Annotated in this window: 14 protein-coding genes and 1 pseudogene; 2 read left to right on the plus strand and 13 right to left on the minus strand. The window is 70.3% G+C overall.

All coding sequences use genetic code 11. The features are described 5' to 3' along the window. The 6 genes and pseudogenes from UK23_RS36280 to eccD all read right to left on the minus strand — a co-directional run. Positions 1 to 2060: pseudogene (locus tag UK23_RS36280) on the minus strand (hypothetical protein); the annotation flags it as partial. Between the two features lie 98 nt (positions 2061 to 2158). Then, positions 2159 to 2458, minus strand: a complete 300-nt coding sequence (locus tag UK23_RS36285; protein ID WP_156213647.1) for a hypothetical protein — start codon at positions 2456 to 2458, stop codon at positions 2159 to 2161. A gap of 70 nt (positions 2459 to 2528) precedes the next feature. Next, positions 2529 to 2822: a WXG100 family type VII secretion target gene (locus tag UK23_RS36290; protein WP_045316283.1), complete on the minus strand. Its 294-nt coding sequence runs from the start codon at positions 2820 to 2822 to the stop codon at positions 2529 to 2531. Positions 2823 to 2878: 56 nt separating this feature from the next. Continuing rightward, positions 2879 to 3157, minus strand: a complete 279-nt coding sequence (locus UK23_RS36295) for a WXG100 family type VII secretion target (RefSeq protein ID WP_045316284.1) — start codon at positions 3155 to 3157, stop codon at positions 2879 to 2881. 132 nt (positions 3158 to 3289) lie between these two features. Beyond that, positions 3290 to 4723: a type VII secretion protein EccB gene (eccB, locus tag UK23_RS36300; protein ID WP_045316285.1), complete on the minus strand. Its 1434-nt coding sequence runs from the start codon at positions 4721 to 4723 to the stop codon at positions 3290 to 3292. Continuing rightward, positions 4723 to 6120, minus strand: a complete 1398-nt coding sequence (eccD, locus tag UK23_RS36305) for a type VII secretion integral membrane protein EccD (RefSeq protein ID WP_045316286.1) — start codon at positions 6118 to 6120, stop codon at positions 4723 to 4725. Before eccD ends, eccB begins: the two co-directional genes overlap by 1 nt. 146 nt (positions 6121 to 6266) lie before the next feature. Here eccD and UK23_RS36310 point away from each other — a divergent pair, with 146 nt between their 5' ends. Then, positions 6267 to 10235 (plus strand): type VII secretion protein EccC, encoded by a 3969-nt coding sequence (locus UK23_RS36310; protein ID WP_045316287.1) that lies wholly within the window; start codon positions 6267 to 6269, stop codon positions 10233 to 10235. Between the two features lie 34 nt (positions 10236 to 10269). Here UK23_RS36310 and UK23_RS36315 read toward each other — a convergent pair whose 3' ends face one another. Continuing rightward, positions 10270 to 11622, minus strand: coding sequence for an amino acid permease (locus UK23_RS36315; protein ID WP_045316288.1), 1353 nt, complete (start codon positions 11620 to 11622; stop codon positions 10270 to 10272). 133 nt (positions 11623 to 11755) lie between these two features. On the opposite strand from UK23_RS36315, the gene UK23_RS36320 reads away from it, so the two are divergent. Further along, positions 11756 to 12295, plus strand: coding sequence for a hypothetical protein (locus UK23_RS36320; protein WP_045316289.1), 540 nt, complete (start codon positions 11756 to 11758; stop codon positions 12293 to 12295). A gap of 1 nt (position 12296) precedes the next feature. Here UK23_RS36320 and mycP read toward each other — a convergent pair whose 3' ends face one another. From mycP to UK23_RS36350, 6 genes are all read right to left on the minus strand, one after another. Beyond that, positions 12297 to 13490: a type VII secretion-associated serine protease mycosin gene (mycP, locus tag UK23_RS36325; RefSeq protein ID WP_156213648.1), complete on the minus strand. Its 1194-nt coding sequence runs from the start codon at positions 13488 to 13490 to the stop codon at positions 12297 to 12299. Further along, a complete protein-coding gene (locus UK23_RS52175; RefSeq protein ID WP_156213649.1) occupies positions 13487 to 16021 on the minus strand; it encodes a hypothetical protein in 2535 nt (844 codons plus the stop codon). Before UK23_RS52175 ends, mycP begins: the two co-directional genes overlap by 4 nt. A 386-nt stretch (positions 16022 to 16407) precedes the next feature. Then, complete coding sequence (locus UK23_RS36335; protein ID WP_045316291.1) at positions 16408 to 17316, minus strand: dihydrodipicolinate synthase family protein; 909 nt, start codon at positions 17314 to 17316, stop codon at positions 16408 to 16410. Between the two features lie 4 nt (positions 17317 to 17320). Beyond that, positions 17321 to 17908, minus strand: a complete 588-nt coding sequence (locus tag UK23_RS36340; RefSeq protein ID WP_156213650.1) for a helix-turn-helix transcriptional regulator — start codon at positions 17906 to 17908, stop codon at positions 17321 to 17323. A 145-nt stretch (positions 17909 to 18053) separates the two neighbouring features. Further along, positions 18054 to 19025: a 2-hydroxyacid dehydrogenase gene (locus tag UK23_RS36345; RefSeq protein ID WP_045316293.1), complete on the minus strand. Its 972-nt coding sequence runs from the start codon at positions 19023 to 19025 to the stop codon at positions 18054 to 18056. Further along, entirely contained in the window at positions 19025 to 20050 is a 1026-nt protein-coding gene (locus tag UK23_RS36350; RefSeq protein ID WP_045316301.1) for an L-idonate 5-dehydrogenase, read from the minus strand. The genes UK23_RS36345 and UK23_RS36350 overlap by 1 nt, the downstream gene beginning before the upstream one ends. Positions 20051 to 20054: the final 4 nt, after the last annotated feature.

Genomic DNA, 20054 nt, shown 5'->3' on the forward strand with positions numbered 1-20054 from the left:
CCCGCACCGGCGCCGCCGCCCTTGCCAGCCGCACCAGCACCGGTACCACCAGCGCCAGTACCGCCGGCACCCGCACCAGTGCCGCCCGCACCAGTGCCGCCAGGCCCGCTCGACATCGTGCTCGTGCCACCACCACCGCCGCCGGCCAGGCCGTTCAGCGCGTTCGTCGCCTCCTGCGCCGCACGCGCCGCCTCCTGCCTCGCGCGCTCGGCGCCGCCACCGCCACCGCCGTTGGGGCCGTCCGACGAGGTCGCCGGAGACGATCCCCCAGGGCCGCCTCCGGTGGCCGACGGGTTCTGGAGCTGGTTGATGGCGTCGTTGGCGATCCGGTTCGCGTCCGCCAGGGCCTGCTGCCGCGACGGGTCGGAGCCTCCTCCCCCGCCGTTCTGGTTGGCGAGCGAGTTGATCGCCTCGCCTGCCGCCCTTCGCGCGTCCTCCAACGCCCGTTGCCGCGTGGGATCCGTCGACGACGGCGTTTTCCCGCCACCACCGCCGCCACCACCGGCTCCGGTACCGCCGCCGCCCCCGAGGGAGTTGTTGATCGCGTCCTGCGCTTCCTTCAACGCCTCACGGCGTGCCTGCGCGTCCGGCGAGTTGCCCGGCGTCATGTCGGACAGCCTCTGGATGGCGTCGCTCGCAGCCTTCCTGGCCTCCTCCATGGCCTTCTGCCTGGCCGGATCGGTCTCCCGCCCACGGCCGTCCTTGCCGGAACCCGTGCCACCACCGGCACCGCCACCCGCGCCTGCCCCGGCACCGGCTCCAGCCCCTGCCCCGCTACCGGTTCCTGCCCCAGCCCCGGTCCCGGCGCCCGCGCCAGAGCCAGTGCCGTCGCCGGAACCGGAGCCACTGCCGGTCGTACCGTTCTGCAGCTGGGTGATCGCGTCGTTGGCGATCTGGTTCGCCCGCGTCAACGCCTCCTGCCGCGTCGGATCACCGGTACCGGACTGGCGTTCGAGGTCGTTGATGGCGTCGGTGGCGGCCCGCCTCGCGTCCTCCATCGCCTGCCGCTGCACCGGGTCCGTGACGGCCGATCCCGTCCCGCCGGTGCCGCTGCCCGTGCCGCCGAGCCCGTTGTCCAGCGCCTGCTGGACTTGCCGCAACGCCTCCCGGCGCGCCCGCGCCTCCGGCGAGTCGCCCTTGGTCTCGTCGATCAGTTTCTGGATGGCGTCGTGAGCAGCCTTCTTGGCTTCCTCCATGGCCTTCTTCGTGGCCGGATCGGTCGCCTGCTCGCCGGAGTTCGCGCCGGAGTTCGCGCCGGAGCCCGTGCCGCCACCGCCGCCCGCGGCGGCATCTGTGCCTTGGCCGCCGCTCTTCCCCGGTCCCCCCGTGGGAGGACCGAAGAACGGCGGCATGCCGTTCGAGATGTCGACGCCGTCGCCATCGTTGACGTCGACGGTGCTGGTGTGGTCACCGGTACCCGTGCCACTCCCACCAGATCCAGCACCGGGCGAGACGATGTTGCTCTGGAAATCGGTGAGGCTGTTACCGGTGCTCTGGTAGCTCGACGACAGGTCGAGCAACGCCCTGCGCAGCTCCGGCAACAGGTTGTTCTGCTCGTCGCGCTGGATCACCGCGCTGAGATACGCACCGGCGTCGAACTCCTGCTCCAGCGTCGCCATGGCGTCGGCCAGCTTGACGACCTGCTTGCCGTACTCCTTGACCCGGTTGGCGAACTCGGCCTCGATCTCGGCCACCTTCGCCTGGAAGAAGACGAGGGCCTTGGAGGCGCCTCGCAGCGCGTTCGAGTAAAGCTCCACCGCTTCCCAGACGAGCTGGCTCCGCTTCATGACCACGTCGTCGGCGAAGCTCTGGAACTGGTCGCCGGTGAACCCCGTGAACGCCTCGCCCATCTGGGTCGTCTCGTCCCAGAAGGACCGGCGGAACTGGAACAGCCGATCACTCGCCACGTTGAACCCGACGGCCAGGGCGTCGAACGAGGCGGGCGCGCCGGGGTTGAGCGCGTCGCCCGCCATCGCCTTGAACTGGGCGAGCGACTGGATGCTGTCGGCGTCGACGCCACCGCCGGCCGCCGCCGAGTCCGTGCCTTCAGGACTTGTCACGCCGAACCGCCCTCACCAAGCCGAGTTCCCGCACCACGACCGTCCACAAACGAGCGACCGCCAGCACCGGGGCGCTGACGGTCAACTGCCACCAGGTACTACAGGTTGTCGGCGTTGCACTTGTCGGTGTTCTCGAGGTTCGAGCAGGCATTCTGCAGGGTCGCGTCGATCCCGTGCATGACGCTCCTCAGCTCTTCCGCGTGCAGCGACAGCTTCTTCTTGCGATCTCCCAGCAGCTTCTCCAGCCACGCCGCCGTGGGGAAGTTGCCCGCGTGTGCGGGCAGTGAGAGAAGCTGCTGGAAAGGGCCGAGATCGTCCATCAGCACGCCCATGCGAGCGGCGATCGCTCGCACGACTTCCGGGTCGATGGTCGTCTTGGTGCCACCGTCGTGGGCCATGTCGTTCACCTTTCGTCAAAGCGGGGCTGGTGGTGCCGGCCGGAGAGCGGGCCGGCACCACCGGCGCACCTCAGAAGTTGAACGTCTGCGACGTCGAGCGGTCGCTGTCCTGCATGTTGTTCGAGTTCTTGTTCAGGTTGACCGAGATCTGGTTGAGCACCTCGTTGCTCTCGGTCAGCTTCTTCGCGATCCGGTCGGCGCACGTGTTGTACTGCTTGGCGGTTTCACCGTCGAAGGACTCCATCAGGCTCTGCACCTGCTGGGTCAGCGCCTTGACGTTCGCCTCGATGTTCGCGTTGGCGTTCTTCATCTGGCGCACGCCGTCGGCCAGCGCCTGGTAGTCGTAAACGATCGCTCCGGTCACGGTTCACTCCTGAAGAATTTGTTACGAGCGGAAAGAAGAACGGGGCTTGGGGGAGATCAGTACGAGGCGCTCTCGTCCGTGGTCTGCAACGTGTGCGCGGCGCGGCTGAGCGTTTGGGCCATCTCGTTGAGAGTCGAGACGATCTCCTTGGTCTTGCTGTCCCACTCCTGGTGGACCGTGATCAGCTTCTGGATCATGGCACCCGAGTTGATCGAGGTCAGCGTGTTGATGTTGTTCTGGAGGGTCGTCTGCTCGGTGGTGATCCGGTCAGCTTCCTGCGAGTGCTTGTTCGCGATCTCGATGACCTGCGTGGGAGTAAGCCTGGTCTTGCTCATCGTGTATCTCCTTGTCGTCCCTGCTGGAGAATGGCCACCCATTCGCAAGGGCGCCTGATCTGGATTAGATGCCCGTCGTGCATCCGATTTCTTCGGAATCCACCCGCCGGGGCATCGACGGGGGAAGATCCCTCATGAGCCCGTTTTGGCGAGCTCGGTGACCTGGCTCAGGACCGCGCGCTGAGGGTCGAGCGCGGGTCCCACGGGCAGCAGCGCGAGCAACGCCGACGGCACGGCGACGGGGTGCGCTCCACCCAGGTTCAGCGACGCGACAACGGATTCATCGGAAAGCGGATAGCGCACCCCGAGATCCGTGACGAGGAAACCGGTGCCCGGCAACGCACCCGGAGCGGGCATCGTGCGCACGAGCGCCCCGGTTCCCGCCGGGATCACCACGCGGTCCGCGGTAGACCCGACGACGTGCTTTCCGGCAGGGGCAACCGCTCCCTTGTCCGCTGTGATCGGCATCAACACCAACCGCGGCAAGCGGCCCTCGTCCGCGGCGAGGTCGAACCTGGCGCACGCCGACATTCCCACGCCGACGTCGGCGGGAGCCGGGGGCTGCGGCGGAAGGTCGTCCTGTGCCGGGGAAAGCAGTTTCATGCCCGCGAGCGCGTCCGGTCCCGTGATGATCGGCACCACCCGCGTGTTCGGGTAGGCGTTGCGGATGTCGGGCGACGCCAGCAGCATCGCCGCGATCGTCCGGCTGATCGGCATCAACCCGTCGGCGCGCAGGACGTAGTACTCCTCGGACGAGATCGCCGGGTTGCGCACCTGGAACACCTGGCCGACCAGGCTGGGACGGCCTCCCACGGCCTGGCCGGACGTGCCGACGCGGTCGATCACCGGCGCCTTCAGGTCCACCCCCGAAGGAATGACGTTCAGCCAGGCGGGCGAGACCGGCAGCACCCGTTCCTGGCTGTAGCCCAACGCTTCCAGCGTGGGCCCGTCCACGATCCGATGCCGCACCCCCCGCCACACCAGCTGCACGACACCGTCCGGTGTGGACACGAGGAACGACTGGTCGTCGGACACCGGCTGTCCCGGCTCGTGGTCGAGCCGCAGCGTCACGGTCGGCGCGCTCACGACCGCCTGCCTGTCCGGCGGCCGCGCGCAGACCGTCCACTGCGCCTGGTTCACCCGGTCCGCGGTGGGAATGCCGTCCGGCGCACCGGGAATCCCGATCGGTGCACCGACCGCGACACCGGTCAGCGAGTTCTGACTGACGGAGACCCTCGCGCCGGACTGCCCGGCCGCCAGCATCGCCGACGCCATGTTCAGCACTGGCCGGAGCTCGCCGCCGAGGTACACGTACCGCGCGCCGGTCTCCTTGGCCAGCACGATCGTCCCGTCGGTGCGCCACGAGTTGTTGCCACTCGGGGAGAACAACCCGACGATGCCGAAGATCGCCGCGATCACGCAGGCGAGCAGTACGCCGAAGACCGTGCCGTTGTTGAACCGCCGGTTCGGGTGCTCCAGCACGTCGGGCCTGCCCTGCGCGAGCCCCGCGACCAACCGGCCGACGACGAAGAAGTAGGCCTGGACCTGATCTCTGCGTGACTGCATCAGCCGCTCAGCCCCCGGACCCAGGAGTACACGTCCAGCACCGCCAGCAGCAGCGGGATGACGGCGATCGCCGTCGCGTACTCGAAGATGTCGACCGCGCGACCCCAGTACGGGCGCAGTCGCTTACCTGGCAGGTAATGGCTCAGCACACCGAGCCCGATGCCGACGGCGACGAGCGGCGCGAGCACCGCCACCGCGCGGATGAACGGCTCCTCCGGCATCCCGAGACGCACCGCCAGCGCGACGGCGGTCAGCCCGGCCGGCACGAGCAGCGACCAGCGGGGCACCATGCCGGTGAGGTGGCGGGACCTCAGCAGCAACAGCAACGCGCACACGGCCGCCGTGATCATCGCCCACTTCTCGCCCGGCCGGACGAGCACGAGCAGCAGCACCGTCTGGATGGTGCCGTAACCGAGGTAGAACGCTTTGAGGTAACCGAAAACGACGGTGCTGCGTTCCACCACGACCTGGTGCGGCACCGGGTCGATGTCCTCCTTGACCTCCGGTGCGTCGGTCGGCAGCATCGGCAGCTTCAGACCGCCGAGCCGGAACGCGCCGCCGGGCGCGAAGAGGATCGCGATGAAGTTCACGACGATGCCGATACCGGCCGACTGCGCGGCCGTGAGGTCGCTCGCCACCCAGATCACCACAGGCACCAGCAACGTCAGCAGTGCGGTCAGCGCGGTGGTGAAGATCAGCACCGCGTCGGCGACGGCCACGACGGCCAGCACGAGCACGACGACACCGGTGGCGACCGCGGTCACGAGCCGCACCGGCACGCCTCCCAGCGGGGCGATCTGCACCGCGGCGAGCCATCCACCGGCGACCGCCCAGACCACACCGACGCAGGCCAGCGAGGTTCCGTCGACGACCTTGCCCTTGGCACGGGCCAGCGCTCCTGCGACCGCGATCAGCACGACCCCGGTCACCAGGGGAACCAGCCACAACGTCTGCGGTTTCCCGCCTGCCAGCAGCGCGACCAGCCCGCCGAGCAACGCGACCAGCCCGCCCACGCGCAGCATCCACCTGGTGCGGTGGGGTGTCCACTGACCGGCGTCGGCCCGCACCCGCTCGGCCAGCCCGTCCACGAGGTCGTCGTAGTCGAGTGGTGGGAGCGCGTCCTCGCGCGGTCTCAAGTAGACGGTGTCGCCGTCGAGCAGGTTCAACTCGACGGCTGAGCGGTCCTCGTCCAGAGGAGACTCACCCAGCCGTTGGGCGACCCAGCCCTCGTGGTCGACGCTCTGCTCGACCCACTCCTTCCCGAACTGGGCCAGCACGGACGGCAGCAGGTCGACCAGTTGCACGTCGCCCGGAAGGGCCACGTCCACCGCGTGATCGCCGAGAACGAACCGTAGCCGGGTCGGTGCATTTGTGCGAGACTGCGTGCGTTCTTCCATATCGAGCCCCGGATTCTTCCTGGCGAACGACAACTCTCGAGAAGCGAAATCCTGGCGCGGAACGTAGTTCCAGAGCCTCCCGGCAAACCGGGACACGGCCCGCGTCACGCCACGTCGAGGGAAACCCTTCACCAAGGAGAGTCACGGTGGGCACCGAGGCATTCACCAGAAAGGCGCGTCGGCCCGGTCCGACGGCGCCCAGTGACGAGATCGAGCTGCAACCACCACCGGCTGTGCCGGAGAACACAGGTGGGGCGATCAGCTCGGTCCTGCTCTACGCGCCGATGGCGCTGAGCTCGCTGGCCATGGTCCTGATGTTCGTCCGGCCCGGCTCCGGCCCGCTGGCCTGGGTCGGCGCGGGACTCATGCTCGTCGCCGCGATCGGCATGCTGCTGGCGCAGCTGCTGCGATCCGGTGTGGAGCACAAGCAGAAGCTGCACGGCGACCGGCGCGACTACGTGCGCTACCTCGGTCAGGTGCGGGAGAAGATGCGCGGCGCGCTGACCCAGCAGCGCAAGGCGGCCCTGTGGGTGCACCCGCACCCCGGCTCGCTGTGGTCGATGGCGATGGGCTACCGCCTGTGGGAACGCCGTCCCGCGCACGACGACTTCGGCGAGGTTCGGATCGGGCTGGGCAAGCAGCGCGGCACGATGAAGCTGCTGCCACCGGAGACCAAGCCCCTCGAAGACCTCGAACCGTTGTCCGCGCACGCGTTGCGCCGGTTCATCCGCGCCTACTCCACTTTGGACAACGCACCGATCGCCGTCTACCTGCGCGGGTTCGCGCGGTTGCAGCTCCAGGGCTCGCCGCAGGACGTGCGCGGACTGGTGCGCGCCATGCTCGGGCAGCTCGCCACCGCACACGGCCCCGGCGACGCGCTCATCGCGTTGTGCGTCAGCGACGAGGCGCGCGATCACTGGGACTGGGTGAAGTGGTTGCCTCACAACCAAGATCCTGGCTCGCGCGACGCCAGCGGCACGCGCCGCATGGTCACCGACAGCATCAGCGAGCTCGAACAGCTCCTCGGCGGCAACGACTTCACCGGCAGGCCGTCGTTCGAACCGGACAGCCCGATCACGGCGAGCGAGCCGTTCGTGGTGATCGTCCTCGACGGCGTCTCGCTGCCGGCCGACCACCGCATCGCCGAGGAGGGGTACCGCAACGTCGTCGTGATCGACGTCGAGGGCACGCTCGCCTGGCAGGCGAGGCCGCACACCCTGCACGTCGAGGTGACCGGCACCAGCCTCGGCACCGTCTCGTTCGACCGGCTCGGCAAGCCGTCGACCAGCCCGCTGTGCCGGCCGGACTCCCTGAGCCCGCAGGCGACCGCCGCACTGGCGAGGCTGATCGCCCGCCACCGCATCGGCGAGGTGCAGGACAACGAGGAACCGCTGGCCGGCGACTACGAGCTGCCCACCCTGCTCGGGCTGGGCGACCTGCGGTCGTTCGACCCGGTGCCGTACCGGCAGACCCGTGCGAGCGCCCGGAAGCGGCTGCGCGTACCGATCGGCATGACGTCGACCGGAACGCCCATCGAGCTGGACATCAAGGAAGCGGCCGAAGACGGCATGGGACCGCACGGCCTGCTCATCGGCGCCACCGGTTCCGGCAAGAGCGAGCTGCTGCGCACACTGGTGCTCTCCATGGCGGCCACGCACTCCTCGGAGGAGCTGAACCTCGTCCTGGTCGACTTCAAGGGTGGCGCGGCGTTCCTCGGTTTCGACGAGCTGCCGCACACCTCAGCGGTCATCACGAACCTCGCGGACGAGCTGGAACTGGTCGACCGCATGCAGGACGCGTTGACCGGCGAGCTGAACCGGCGCCAGGAACTCCTGCGCGCGGCCGGAAACTACGCCTCACGCCGTGACTACGAGGCCGCCCGCGCACAGGGTGTGCCGCTGGAACCGTTGCCCGCCTTGTTCATCGTGGTCGACGAGTTCAGCGAGATGCTGGCGAGCAAGCCCGAGTTCGTCGACGTGTTCGCGATGATCGGCCGGCTGGGCCGCAGCCTCGGCGTGCACCTGCTGCTCGCGAGCCAGCGGCTGGACGAGGGCAGGATCCACAAGATCGAGAGCCACCTGTCGTACCGGATCAGCCTGCGGACGTTCTCGGCCATGGAGAGCCGCAGCGTGCTCGGCGTCCCGGACGCCTACGAGCTGCCCAACAATCCCGGCAACGGTTATCTGCGCCCGGACACGACGTCGTTGATCAGGTTCAAGGGCGCGTACTGCTCCGGCCCGTACCGCCCGCCGGTCAGCAAGCGGCTGCGGCGTTCCGAGGTGGAGCAGCAGCTCGTCGCGTTCGGCACCGAGTACGTCGCACCGAGGGCGACACCGTCCGATGTGGACCAGGAGGTCGACAGGGCCGAGCAGAACACCAGGACGATGCTGGAGGTGCTGATCTCGCGGCTGCGCGGCATCGGGCCGGTCGCGCACCAGGTGTGGCTGCCGCCGCTCAAGCAGGCGCCGACGCTCGACCAGCTGCTGCCGCCGCTCGTCGACCACCCGGAGCTCGGCCCGCGTCCGGTCGGCGAGTACGACGCCTCGACGCTGTCGGTCCCGGTCGGCCTGGTCGACCTGCCGGCCCTGCAGAAGCGCGACCTGCTCACCGCGCAGCTCGCGGGCGCCAAGGGCAACATCGGCATCGCGGGCGGGCCGCAGAGCGGCAAGAGCACGCTGCTGCGCACGTTGATCAGCGCCCTCGCCCTGTCCCACACGGCGGCCGAGATCCAGTTCTACTGCCTGGACTTCGGCGGCACGCTCAGCCCGCTCGCCCGGTTGCCGCACGTCGGCAGCATTGCGGGCCGGCTCGACCGCGACCGCGTCACGCGGACCGTCATGGAGATGTACAACCTGCTGTCCCAGCGAGAGCAGCTGTTCGCGCAGAACAACATCGACTCGATGACGAGCTACCGCAGGGCTCGCACGCGGGGGCAGTTCGTCGACGTCGATCCTTACGGCGACGTGTTCCTGGTGATCGACGGCTGGTTCACGATCCGGCAGGACTACGAGGAGCTCGAACCCCGCTTCACCGAGCTCGCCTCGCGCGGTCTCGGGTTCGGCATCCACCTGGTCGTGGCCGCGAGCCGGTGGTCGGACATGCGGCCCTGGCTGCGTGACGTGCTGGGCACCCGGTTCGAGCTGCGGCTCGGCGACCCGCTCGAGTCCGAGGTCAACAGCAGGCTCGCGGCCACCGTTCCGGCTCTGCCCGGTCGTGGCATCACGACCGGCAAGATGCACTTCCTCACGGCCCTCCCCCGCATCGACGGCACCAGCAGGACCGACGACATCGCGGAGGCGACCGCCGAGATCGCGGAAGCCCTCGACCTGCCGTCGGCACCGCGGGCACCGAAGGTCCAGCTGCTGCCCAACCAGCTGACGGTCGCGGAGCTCCCGCCGCCCACCGCGGAGGCACCGCAGCTCGACCTGACGATGGCGCTCGGCATCGAGGACGGCCTGCTCGGGCCGCAGTGGCACGACTTCGACGCCAACCCGCATCTGATGATCTTCGGTGACGCCGAGACGGGCAAGACGAACCTGTTGCGGCACATCGCGGCTTCCGTGGCGCGGCACTACAGCCCGGCCGACGGCAGGGTGATGTTCGTGGACTTCCGCCGCGAGCTGCACGACGCCGTCCCGCAGGACAGCCAGGTGAACTACACGGTCAGCACGGACGGTCTGGAGTCCTCGGTCAAGCAGGTCGCCGAGCTGCTGCAGAGCAGGGTGCCGGGGCCGGACATCCAGCCGAGCAGGCTCCGTCAGCGCGACTGGTGGACCGGTGGCCGGTTGTTCGTGCTCGTCGACGACTTCGAGCTGCTGGAGTCCGGCGGTTACAACGACCCGATGGCGCCGCTGATGCCGTTGCTGCAGCAGGGTGCGGACATCGGCCTGCACCTGATCGTCGCCAGGAGCACGACCAACGCGAGCCGCACGATGATGAACCCGTTGATGCGGCGGTTGTGGGAGCTGGGCACAGCGGTGGTGATGTTCTCCTGCCCCAGGGAGGAAGGCACGTTCATCGGCAACGTCAAGCCGAAGACCCTGATCCAGGGCCGCGCCCAGTACGTCAACCGCCGCCGGGTGGTGAACCTCGTGCAGACGCCGAAGGTCGGGTAACCGGGACGGGCTGGAGGCCCGGGCCTCCAGCCCGTCACACCGTTGCGCGCCGTCGAGCCCGCACCACGCCGACCACCACCACGACCGCCGCGACGAGCAGGCTCAGCAGGAGCTGGGAACGTGCGTCGGCGTCGAACACCATGCCCACCAGCAAACCCACCATGCCCACGATCGCCGCCCACGTCAGGTACGGGTAGCCCCACATGCGCAACGTGAGCCGCTCCGGTGACTCCTGCTCGACCTGCCGCCGCATCCGCAGCTGGGACACCGCGATGGTCAGCCACACGAACACCGCCACCGCGCCCGAGGAGTTCACCAGGAACAGGAACACGGTGTCCGGCGAGAGGTAGTTCAGCGCCACCGTGATGAACCCGACCACGGTGGAAGCCAACACCGCGGCCGTCGGCACACCGCGCCGGGAGACCCGGCCGAACACGGCGGGAGCCTCGCTGCGGCGAGCGAGCGAGAACACCATCCGGGAAGCGGTGAACAGTCCGGAGTTCAGGCAGGACAACACCGACGTCAGCACCACGGCGTCCATGACCACCGCGGCCGCCGGCAGTCCGAGCGTGTCCAGCACCGCGACGTACGGGCTCTTGGCCACGTTGGCGTCGTCCCACGGCAGCAGCGTGACGACGACGGCGATCGACCCGATGTAGAAGACCAGGATGCGCCACACCACCGACCGCACGGCGGTGCGCACGGCCTGCACGGGATTCTCCGACTCACCCGCCGCGACGGTGGCGATCTCGGCACCGAAGAACGAGAAGACCACGACGAGCATCGCGGCGAACACAGGGCCGCTGCCCTGCGGGAAGAAACCGCCGTGACCGGTGAGGTTGGCCATCCCAGGAGACGCGAATCCCGGCAGCAGGCCACCGATCGCCAGCACACCCACCACGAGGAACACGGTGATCGCCGCGACCTTGATGCCCGCGAACCAGAACTCGAACTCGCCGAACGACCGGACCGAGTACAGGTTCGTCAGTGTCAACAGGACGGTCAGCACCAGCGCCCAGGTCCACTGTGGAACGCCCGGCACCCAGCGGTGCACGATGGCAGCACCCGCCGTGGCCTCGATCCCGACCACCACGACCCAGAACCACCAGTACAGCCACCCGATCGCGAACCCGGCCCACGGGCCGATGGCGCGCTCGGCGTAGGCGGAGAAGCTGCCGGTGTCCGGGTTGGCCGCGGACATCTCGCCCAGCATCCGCATGACGAGGACGACGAGCAGGCCGGCGGCTGCGTAGGAGACGAGCACACCAGGTCCCGCCTTGCCGATCGCCGCCCCGCTGCCGACGAACAACCCGGCGCCGATCACCCCGGCGATGGCGATCATGCTGAGGTGGCGGTTGCGCAACGAAGGTTGAAGGTCCTGCTGCATCGGCCCTCTTTTCCCACATCGAGAAACTGTCGATCGGAGCTCGATCAGTCTCGTGGCGGGGACCGTCGTGGCAACAGTGGACAATCCGTCGAAGTCGGCACCTCGCAGTGGCCAAATCCGATAGAACCGAGCCATGAACCACGACCTTCACGCCGAGGCTCTGCTGATCGCAGGGCGTTCCGGCGTCGGCAAGACCACCGTCGGCTGGGAGATCTCCGCGCAGCTGCAGGCCGCGGGCGTGGCGCACTGCCTGATCGAGGGCGACAACCTGGACCAGGCGCATCCCGCACCGCCCGGCGATCCGGCGCGCACGAAACTGACGGAAGCCAATCTCGCCGCGCTGTGGGGCAACTACGCCGGCCTCGGACACCGCCGGCTCATCTACACCAACACCGTCTCGATCCTGGAGCCCGACCTGATCGCCCGTGCCCTGGGCGGCACACCCCGGATCATCTCCGTGCTGCTGACCGCCGAGGACGCGACCGCCCGGCACCGCCTGGGCGCGCGGGAGATCGGCAGCCAGTTGGACGCGCACGTGCACCGCAGCGCCACCATGGCGGCACGTCTCGACACCGCCGCGCCGGCGGACGCGGTACGGGTCGCGACCGACGGCCGGCCGGTCCGCGAGATCGCCCGCGAGGTCATCAGGGCGACCGGCTGGACGAGTTCCTGACTCAGCCGCCGGTCTCGGTGTCCAGGCGGCGGGCGGGTGCCCAGCGGCGACGACGACCGGCCGGAAGGACCACCACGCCGACCCCGACGGCAACCAGGACCACCGCGGCACCGATGAGGCCGAGCGTGACCAGCAGCGTGCTCGCGCGGTCCTCCCACGGCGGCACCGGGAAGCTCGCGGCCGCGGGTACCGGCGCCACCACGGCACCGGCCTGATCTTCCTCCGGTAGCACCGCGGTCACCGCGGCCAGCGGGTTCACCGTGCCCCACCCGTACTCCGGGGACGGCAGGTTCGCGGGAGGACGATCGGCGGTGGCGTGCAGGCGGTGCAGCACTTGTGCGGCCGTGAGCTTCGGGCGATAGGCGCGGACCAGCGCGGCCACGCCGGTCACGAACGGCGCGGCGTAGCTGGTGCCGCTCGCCTCCCACTGGCCGGGACCGCCGGGGCCGATGCTGCACACGTTCACGCCGGGAGCCACCAGCCCGAGGTGGGGGCCGGTCAGCGAGAACGACGTGCGCTTGCCCTCCTGGTCCACCGCGCCGACCGCGAGCACCGACTTGTCGGTCGCGGGGTACGGCGTGGGGCTGCTGTCGTTGTCGTTGTTGCCGGACGCCGCCACGATGAGCACGTCCCGTTCGGCGGCGTAGGCCACGGCGGCGGTGAGTTCCGGGGTCGGACCGCCCGCACTGGCCGACAGGTTGATCACGCGCGCGCCACCGTCCACGGCCGCACGGATGCCCTGCGCGAGTGACGCGGCGGACGCGTCCTTCGCCTCGTTCGCGGCGCGGATGGGCAGGATGGTCGCGTCCGGCGCAACGCCGGCGAACAACGTGTCGTCGGCGGTCGCGGCGGCGATGATGCCCGCCACGAACGTGCCGTGGCCGAAGCAGTCGTTGTTCGCGGGCTTTCCGCCCGGGTTGCGCACGTCCACGCCCTGCTGCACGCGGCCGCCCAGTTGCGGGCTGCCCGCGTCGACACCGGTGTCCACCACACCCACGGTCACTCCCCCGCCGCGGGTGAGCGGCCAGACCCGTTGCGGCGCAAGCTGTCGCTGCGCCCACGGCACGTCGGTGATCTTGCCGGGCGGTGCGCCGAGGCATTCCTGGCCAGGACGCAGGACGCCCGGCTGGGCGTTGGCCGGCAACGGCGTGGCGACGAGCACGAGCGCGGCGACCAGCAGCACCTTGCGGATCACGACGCGACCTCCGGCATCGGCGTGGTCAGCCGCGCCACGTGGTCCTCGTCATCCAGCAGCCGCGCCGTCACGGCCCGGCGGACCTGCCAGGCCTGATCGAGCTTGGCGAGCGCCATCTCGTCGCGCGCCAACGCCTCCGCGGAGCCGGGATCCTCACCCGCCAGCAGCTCGCGCGCCAGCACCGCCTGTTCCGGCCGCCGCACGTCACCGTCCTGTTCGGACTCGTCGACGCGCCGGCCCAGCACCTTGAGCCGGCAGCCGCCGCCGAACACCGTCTCCTCGAACGCCCGTCCCATGAACAGCTCGGACGTGCGCCGCGCGGTGACCGGCCAGATCAGCACGTCGAGGTCGGCGCCAGGGGTGGTGACGTCGAGCTGGGCGCTCGCGCTGAGAAAACCGGGCTCCATCAGCAGGGTGCCCGCCGGATGTGCCTGTGCGCCGTGCAGCTTCTCCTGGCGCAGCACGACTTTCCGGTGCGTCGGCAGGCGGCGCAGGCCGGAGCTCAGGCACGCCAGGTAGCCGTCGAACGGCTCCGGCGCCCCCTCGGCCAGCCCCTCGTTCAACGCCACCGCGCCCGCTACTCCGTTGCCGAGCAACAGGCAGACCGCGACGTAGTCCGCCTTGGCCTCCGGACGCAGCATCGGCCACGCCGACAACCCGACGTTCACCGCCGCCAGCGCCTCGGTGTAGTGGGTGCCGGCGCTCACCGCGAGCCGCGACTGCTCGGCGGCCGTGCTGGAGCGGTCGGCGAACTCGAGCACGGCGGCCCGGCGCGGGGCGCGTTGGGTGACGTCGAGCGGTTCCTGCCGAGGTTCGGCGGAAGCAGGTTCGGGTTCCGCTGACACCACGACGGGCACGGCCGGGCCGGACACGGTGACGACGGGAACCGGCATTGCGGGAGGATTGGGCGGATCGATCACAGGTGGCGCGGCGACAGGTGGCGCGGCGACAGGTGGCGCGGCAACAGGTGGCGCGGCGACAGGTGGCGCGATCACGACCGGAGTCGCGGCGGCCTGAGCGGTCGCGAGGGGTTCGTTCGCGATCCGCTCGGAGGTCTCCGGAGCGGCGATCGTCTCGGGCCGTTGCGCGGCAACGGATTCCCGCGCGGGTCCGGCCGAAGCGCGTACCGGCACGGGCGGGGCCTTCACCGGTGCGGGCGGGGCCATTGCCGCCGTCTCGACGTCGGGCCGCGAGTCGACACCGTGCACGAAGCGGGGTGGCGGTGCGGCGGTCTCCTGTCCGCGCAACGACCACGCGTGCGACTCCAGCGCGGCGATCGCGGCGGGGTCGAACGTCCCCAGTGGACGGATGCGCGAGGCACGCCGGTGCGCGGGGCCGAACTGGTCGATCAGCAGCCGGGCCGCGTCGAGCTCCCGCTCGGTGGCCTCCCGGCCGTGCGCGCCGATCGCGAGCGTCCACCACTTCGGGTCGAACCGGGTGGCCACGGCCGACCGCTCGCCGTCCAGCAGCACGTGCACACCGCCCGGCACCACTTCCGCGACCACGTCGAGCGATGACAGCAGCCGATAGCGGTTCGCGCCGTCGAGTTGCCAGCCGGCGGGAGCGGGGGCGACGTCGATGACCTCCGGTGGTTCGCCTCCTGGTGGCTGGCGCAGCATGGTGGCGAGCGGTGTCAGCGGTTCGGCCACCGAGGCGTCCGGCACGACGGTCCGGATGCTGCCGTCCTTGCCCATCACCTGCAGGCCCGTCGTGATCGTGATCGCGCGGCCGAGCAGGCGGGCGAGCGTGCGCGACCACTCCGGCGCCGTCACCGGCAGTGCCGCCGGCACCACCAGCAGGTCGGACCGGACCTCCGCGGAGAGCCGGTTGATGATCTCCACCACCGCGGCCGGCGTCACGGCGCCCACGACCAGCTTGGGGATGCGCGGGTTGAGCGGGACCTGGAACGCGGGATCGCCGAGGCTGGCCGGCTGTGCTCCCTGCGGCCGGATCGCGAGGCCCGCGGGGACGCATTCGGCCACCGCGCCCTCCGCCACGACGGGGCTGTGCGGCAGCTCGTACTCCCACGACGGCATGGGGAACCGGGAGCTCATCACCACGGCGCCGCTGCAGCCCGGGCCGAAGCGCCGCCAGCCGGTGCCGCCTGCCGTGCGGTTCACGTACAGCCCGATGCCGCGGCCCGCGGTCAGCGGGCCGTCGGGGGCGAAGACGTCGAGGCCGCAGTCGTCGGCGACGCCCTTCAGCCACGGGCCGCAGGTTCCCTTCGCGTGCCCCAGGTCGGACACACCGATCCACGCGGCTTCCAGCGTGGCGCCCTCCGCGGACGAGCACAGCGTCGTGAGCCGGTCCTTGATGGCGTCGAACAACGCCGGGTGGCGATGGGCACCGGACGACGCGAGGAAGAGCACGTTGCCGGGCACCGCCGGAATGGTCGAGAGCACGGCGGTTTCCCGCGGTGTCTCGTCGCGGCGCCGGAGCAGCACGTGCGGGCCGCACTGCTCGGCGAGCAGCACGCCTCCTGCGGCCGACGGCGGTTGCGCTGACCTTGCACTGGTCGCGGGTGCAGACACGATGCGACCTCCTGTTCCTACTTCCCCGGCACGGCAAATCGATATCACTGGAACGCACCGTCGCGGGACGGCACCGGTGCCCCGGCCCGAATGCCGGGGATATCCCTCACGCGGCGGCGATTCCCGGTGAAAGCCGAACGCCCGCCGTCCGGGAGTCCATGTCCGGCCGACGGGCGTTCGGTGGGAGAGGGCGGCGCGGTCCGCCGGGTATCGGGGAATGGTGACGAACCGCGCACGCCTGCCGCCGCATTGAGCACGGAAATCGTGATCCCCCTGCAGGACAACAATTCCCGCCACACCATCAGTGCGACTGAAACCAGCCTAGGCAGCACCGGACGGCTGGATCAATGCCGATTTTCCGCAGTATTTTCCTCATTTCACGCGGGTCAGCCCAGCCATTTCACGGCGGACCGCACGTCGTGCCGCACCTGGTACAGCAGTTTCGCGGCGAGTCCGTGCCGGGGCGGCCGGTACGGGCCTCCGTACAGGCCGCAGTAGTCCATCGCGAACTTGATCATCTGCACCGCCGCCGGTCGTTCGAACCACCGCAGCGGGCCGTCCAGCGCGCACCGCAAAGCCTCGGCTTCCACCAGCAGTCCCGATGCGAGCAGATCGGCCAGCTGCACGGCCTGTTCCGGAAACACGTTGGGCAGCGCCCCGATCCACCCGGACGCGCCCGAGAGCAGGCTGTCCACCACGATCGCGTCCCCGCCGGTGATCATGGAGGTGCCCGGCGCGAGCGCGAGCGTCTTCCAGATCTTCGTCACGTCACCGGAGAAGTCGCACACGCCGACAACGTTGTCAAACGCCGACAGCTCGGCCAGGGTCGCGGGGCTCAGGTCGACCCGGCAGCCGGCGGGGTTGTTGCTCACCAGTACGGGCAGTCCGGCGCCCGCCACCGCCTCGTAGTGGAGCATGGTCTCCGCGTGGCTGGGCTCGTAGGACAACGGCGGCATGCACAGCACCGCGTCCACGCCGTCCTCGGCGGCCTGACCGATCCGGTCGACGATGAGATGGGCGCCGACGTCGTGGACCGCCGCCACGACAGTGGCGCGCGAGCCGATCGCACGGACCGCCGTCCTGGTGACCTCGCGCTGTTCGGCGTACGTGAGCGAGCCGGACTCACCCAGGGCGAAGGAGTTCACCAGCACCCCGGTGCACCCGTTGCGCACCAGCCAGGTGCAGTGCCGTTCGAAGCGGTCCAGGTCCACGCGCAGTCCCGCCGGTGCGCGCGCATCCAGCACGTACGGCACCACGGCCGCGGCGAGGACACCGCCGAAGCTTCCCCTGCGCAAGCACTCACCCGGCCCTGGTCAGCGCCGGCGCCGCCACCACGCGCGGCGGCCACACGCTGGGGTCGAGCACGCCCCAGGCGTAGGCCTTCGACACCGCCGACAGCTCGCTGGTGGCGCCGAACTGCGCCAGCACCGCAGCGACCAGGTTCCGGGCGGACACCACTCCGATGTCCAGGTCGGTGGCGATCTGGTCGGCGGTCCAGCCCTCGGCGACCCGTTCCAGGACGCGCGCGTTCGGAGCGCTGAGCGTGAACCCGGCGTGCGGCCGGGGGGACGGGTGCGCCGAAGCCACGAGCACGCCGCGAGTGGCACGCACGACCACACCCAGCACCTGACGGAACCTTCCCCTGCGCACACCGACGTGCTCGCGGAAAGCTCCGTCACCCCTGCTCTGCAACGAAAGGCACAGTCCGAGCAGCACCATCTCGTGCTCAGGCCCGAAGAGACACGTGAAATCCACGCCTGCCAGGTCCTCCGGCCAGGCGTCGAACTGCTGCGCGAACCCCGCGCTCACCTCGCGCAGCTGAAAAGCGCTGTCGAGGAACGCGATGTTCCGGCCGTGCATTCCGGCCATCAGGTCCTGACCTGTCATTCGTCCACCACCACCACGCGTTTCAGCGAACGAGAAGTCCGCGATGATCTGTGTCCAAACCATTCGACCACGCGTCCACATCGTGGACAATGCGCGCCACCTGGAAGCATTTCCTGATTTGGCGCAACCGATTTCCGCGAAACGATCAGTACGTCGCGGGCGTTCCTGGCAGCGGGGTGGGCGCCGGCTCACCGCCGAGCACCGCGAGCAGGTTGCGCGCCGCGAGCTCGACCATCGCCGCCCTCGTCCGCTCCGTCGCCGACCCGACGTGCGGCAGCACCACCAGGTTCGGCTCGGCGAAGAGCGGATCCGTTGGCTCGCAACGAGGCTCACCGTTCATCACGTCGAGCCCCGCCGAGTGCAACGCGCCCGTGCGCAACGCGGCGAGCAATGCGGACTCGTCCACCACAGCTCCTCTGGCCGTGTTCACCAGCGTCGCGGTCGGCTTCATCAACGCGAGCTCCCGTGCGCCGATCAGCCCCGTCGTCTCCGGTGTGAGCGGCACGTGCAACGACACGATGTCGCTGGTGCGCAACAACTCCTCCAGGCCGACCGGGCGCGAGAACATGTCGCTGCGCCGGGTGCGGCTGTAGTGCTGGACCGGCATCCCGAACCCGGCGGCACGGCGCGCGACGGCACGTGCGATCTGGCCGTACCCGATGAGGCCCAGCGTGGCGCCGTGCACGTCGAGCCCCAGGTAACCGTCCATTTGGAACGATCGCCAGCCGCCGGCGCGCAACTCGTCGACGGCGGCACCCAGCCTGCGCCTGGCCATGAGCATCAACGAGAACGCGATATCAGCCGTGCTCTCGGCCAGCACGCCGGGAGTGTGTGTCACGACCACCTTTCGCGCGCGGGCGGCTTCTTGGTCCACGGCGTCGAACCCGGCGGACGCCAGCGCGATCACCCGCAGGCCGTCCCCTGCCGCGTCCAGCAGCGCCGCGTCCACCCGGTCGTTGCCGAGCAGCAACGCCCCGTCGCAACCGCGCACGAGGTTGCGCAGGTCGTCCGCCCCCGGCACCGCGTCGTCGCGCCACTGGGCGACTTGGAAGCGCGACGCGAGCAGGTCGACGCCGGCTCCGGGCAGGCGTGGTCGCGAGATGAAGATCCTCGCCATCAGTTCCCCGTTCCGAAGTCGAGCAGCACCTTGCAGGAGCGCGCCGGGTTCGCGGCCAGTTCGAACGCCTCGCCGAAGCGCTCGACCGGCAGAGTCGCCGTGATCACCGGATCGGTGCCCTCCAACGCGTTCAGGACACCGGTCATCTCGTGGTCGAAGCGGAACGAACCGACGACGTCCAGCTCCTTGGTGATGATTGTGTTGAGGACCACCGGGGTGCCGCCGGGAGGCAGCAGGCCGAGCCCGACCACCCGCCCGCCGCGCGTCACCGCGTCCAGGCAGGTGCCGAAACCCGCGCCGGTGCCGGAGGACTCGATGGCCACGTCCGCGTTCAGGTCCCCGACGGTCTCGTGCTCGGGCGTGCCGAGCCGGATCGTCGTGGTCGCGCCCACCTGGCCCGCGACCGCGAGCGGTGCTTCGTAGACGTCGGTCACCACCACCTCGGCCGCACCGGCGGCCCGCGCCGCGGCGACCACCAGGCAACCGATCGGACCGGCTCCCGTCACCAGCACGCGCTTGCCCGTCAGGTCCCCGGCGCGGCGCACGGCGTGCCACGCCACCGAAGCGGGCTCGGCGAGCGCGGCCCGGCGCAGCCCCACCCCGGCGGGCAACGGCAGCACCTGGGTCTCCGGCACGACGAGCACCCCGGCGAACCCGCCCTGCACGTGCGGGAAATGCGCGGCGCTGCCCAGGTACGCGGTGTGCGCGCAGATGTTGCGCCGGTCCGCGCGGCACTGCGCGCAGAGCCCGCAGGGCGTGGCCGGGTGCACGGCCACCTCGACTCCGGGCTCGACCTCGCGCACGCCCGGCCCCGCCGCACGCACGACACCGGACACCTCGTGGCCCAGCACCAGCGGTTCGCGCACCCGGAAGTCGCCGACCGCTCCGTGCCGCCAGTAGTGCAGGTCCGATCCGCAGATGCCGCCGTAGCGGACGGACACCGCGACCTCGCCCGGACCCGGTGCCGGCACGGGGAACTCCTCCAGCCTCAGGTCGCCGGCGCCGTGGGCGACGACCGCGGGCATCGTT

The sequence above is a fragment of the Lentzea aerocolonigenes genome (assembly GCF_000955955.1).
GTDB classification, from domain to species: domain Bacteria; phylum Actinomycetota; class Actinomycetes; order Mycobacteriales; family Pseudonocardiaceae; genus Lentzea; species Lentzea aerocolonigenes_A.

Bases quoted from the DNA above. Each gene is read 5' to 3' on its own strand.
- UK23_RS36285 (WP_156213647.1), bottom strand. From the start codon at position 2,458: ATGGCCCACGACGGTGGCACCAAGACGACCATCGACCCGGAAGTCGTG.
- UK23_RS36350 (WP_045316301.1), bottom strand. From the start codon at position 20,050: ATGCCCGCGGTCGTCGCCCACGGCGCCGGCGACCTGAGGCTGGAGGAG.
- UK23_RS36320 (WP_045316289.1), top strand. From the start codon at position 11,756: ATGAACCACGACCTTCACGCCGAGGCTCTGCTGATCGCAGGGCGTTCC.
- eccB (WP_045316285.1), bottom strand. From the start codon at position 4,723: ATGCAGTCACGCAGAGATCAGGTCCAGGCCTACTTCTTCGTCGTCGGC.
- UK23_RS36295 (WP_045316284.1), bottom strand. From the start codon at position 3,157: ATGAGCAAGACCAGGCTTACTCCCACGCAGGTCATCGAGATCGCGAAC.
- UK23_RS36315 (WP_045316288.1), bottom strand. From the start codon at position 11,622: ATGCAGCAGGACCTTCAACCTTCGTTGCGCAACCGCCACCTCAGCATG.
- UK23_RS36345 (WP_045316293.1), bottom strand. From the start codon at position 19,025: ATGGCGAGGATCTTCATCTCGCGACCACGCCTGCCCGGAGCCGGCGTC.
- eccD (WP_045316286.1), bottom strand. From the start codon at position 6,120: ATGGAAGAACGCACGCAGTCTCGCACAAATGCACCGACCCGGCTACGG.
- UK23_RS36340 (WP_156213650.1), bottom strand. From the start codon at position 17,908: ATGACAGGTCAGGACCTGATGGCCGGAATGCACGGCCGGAACATCGCG.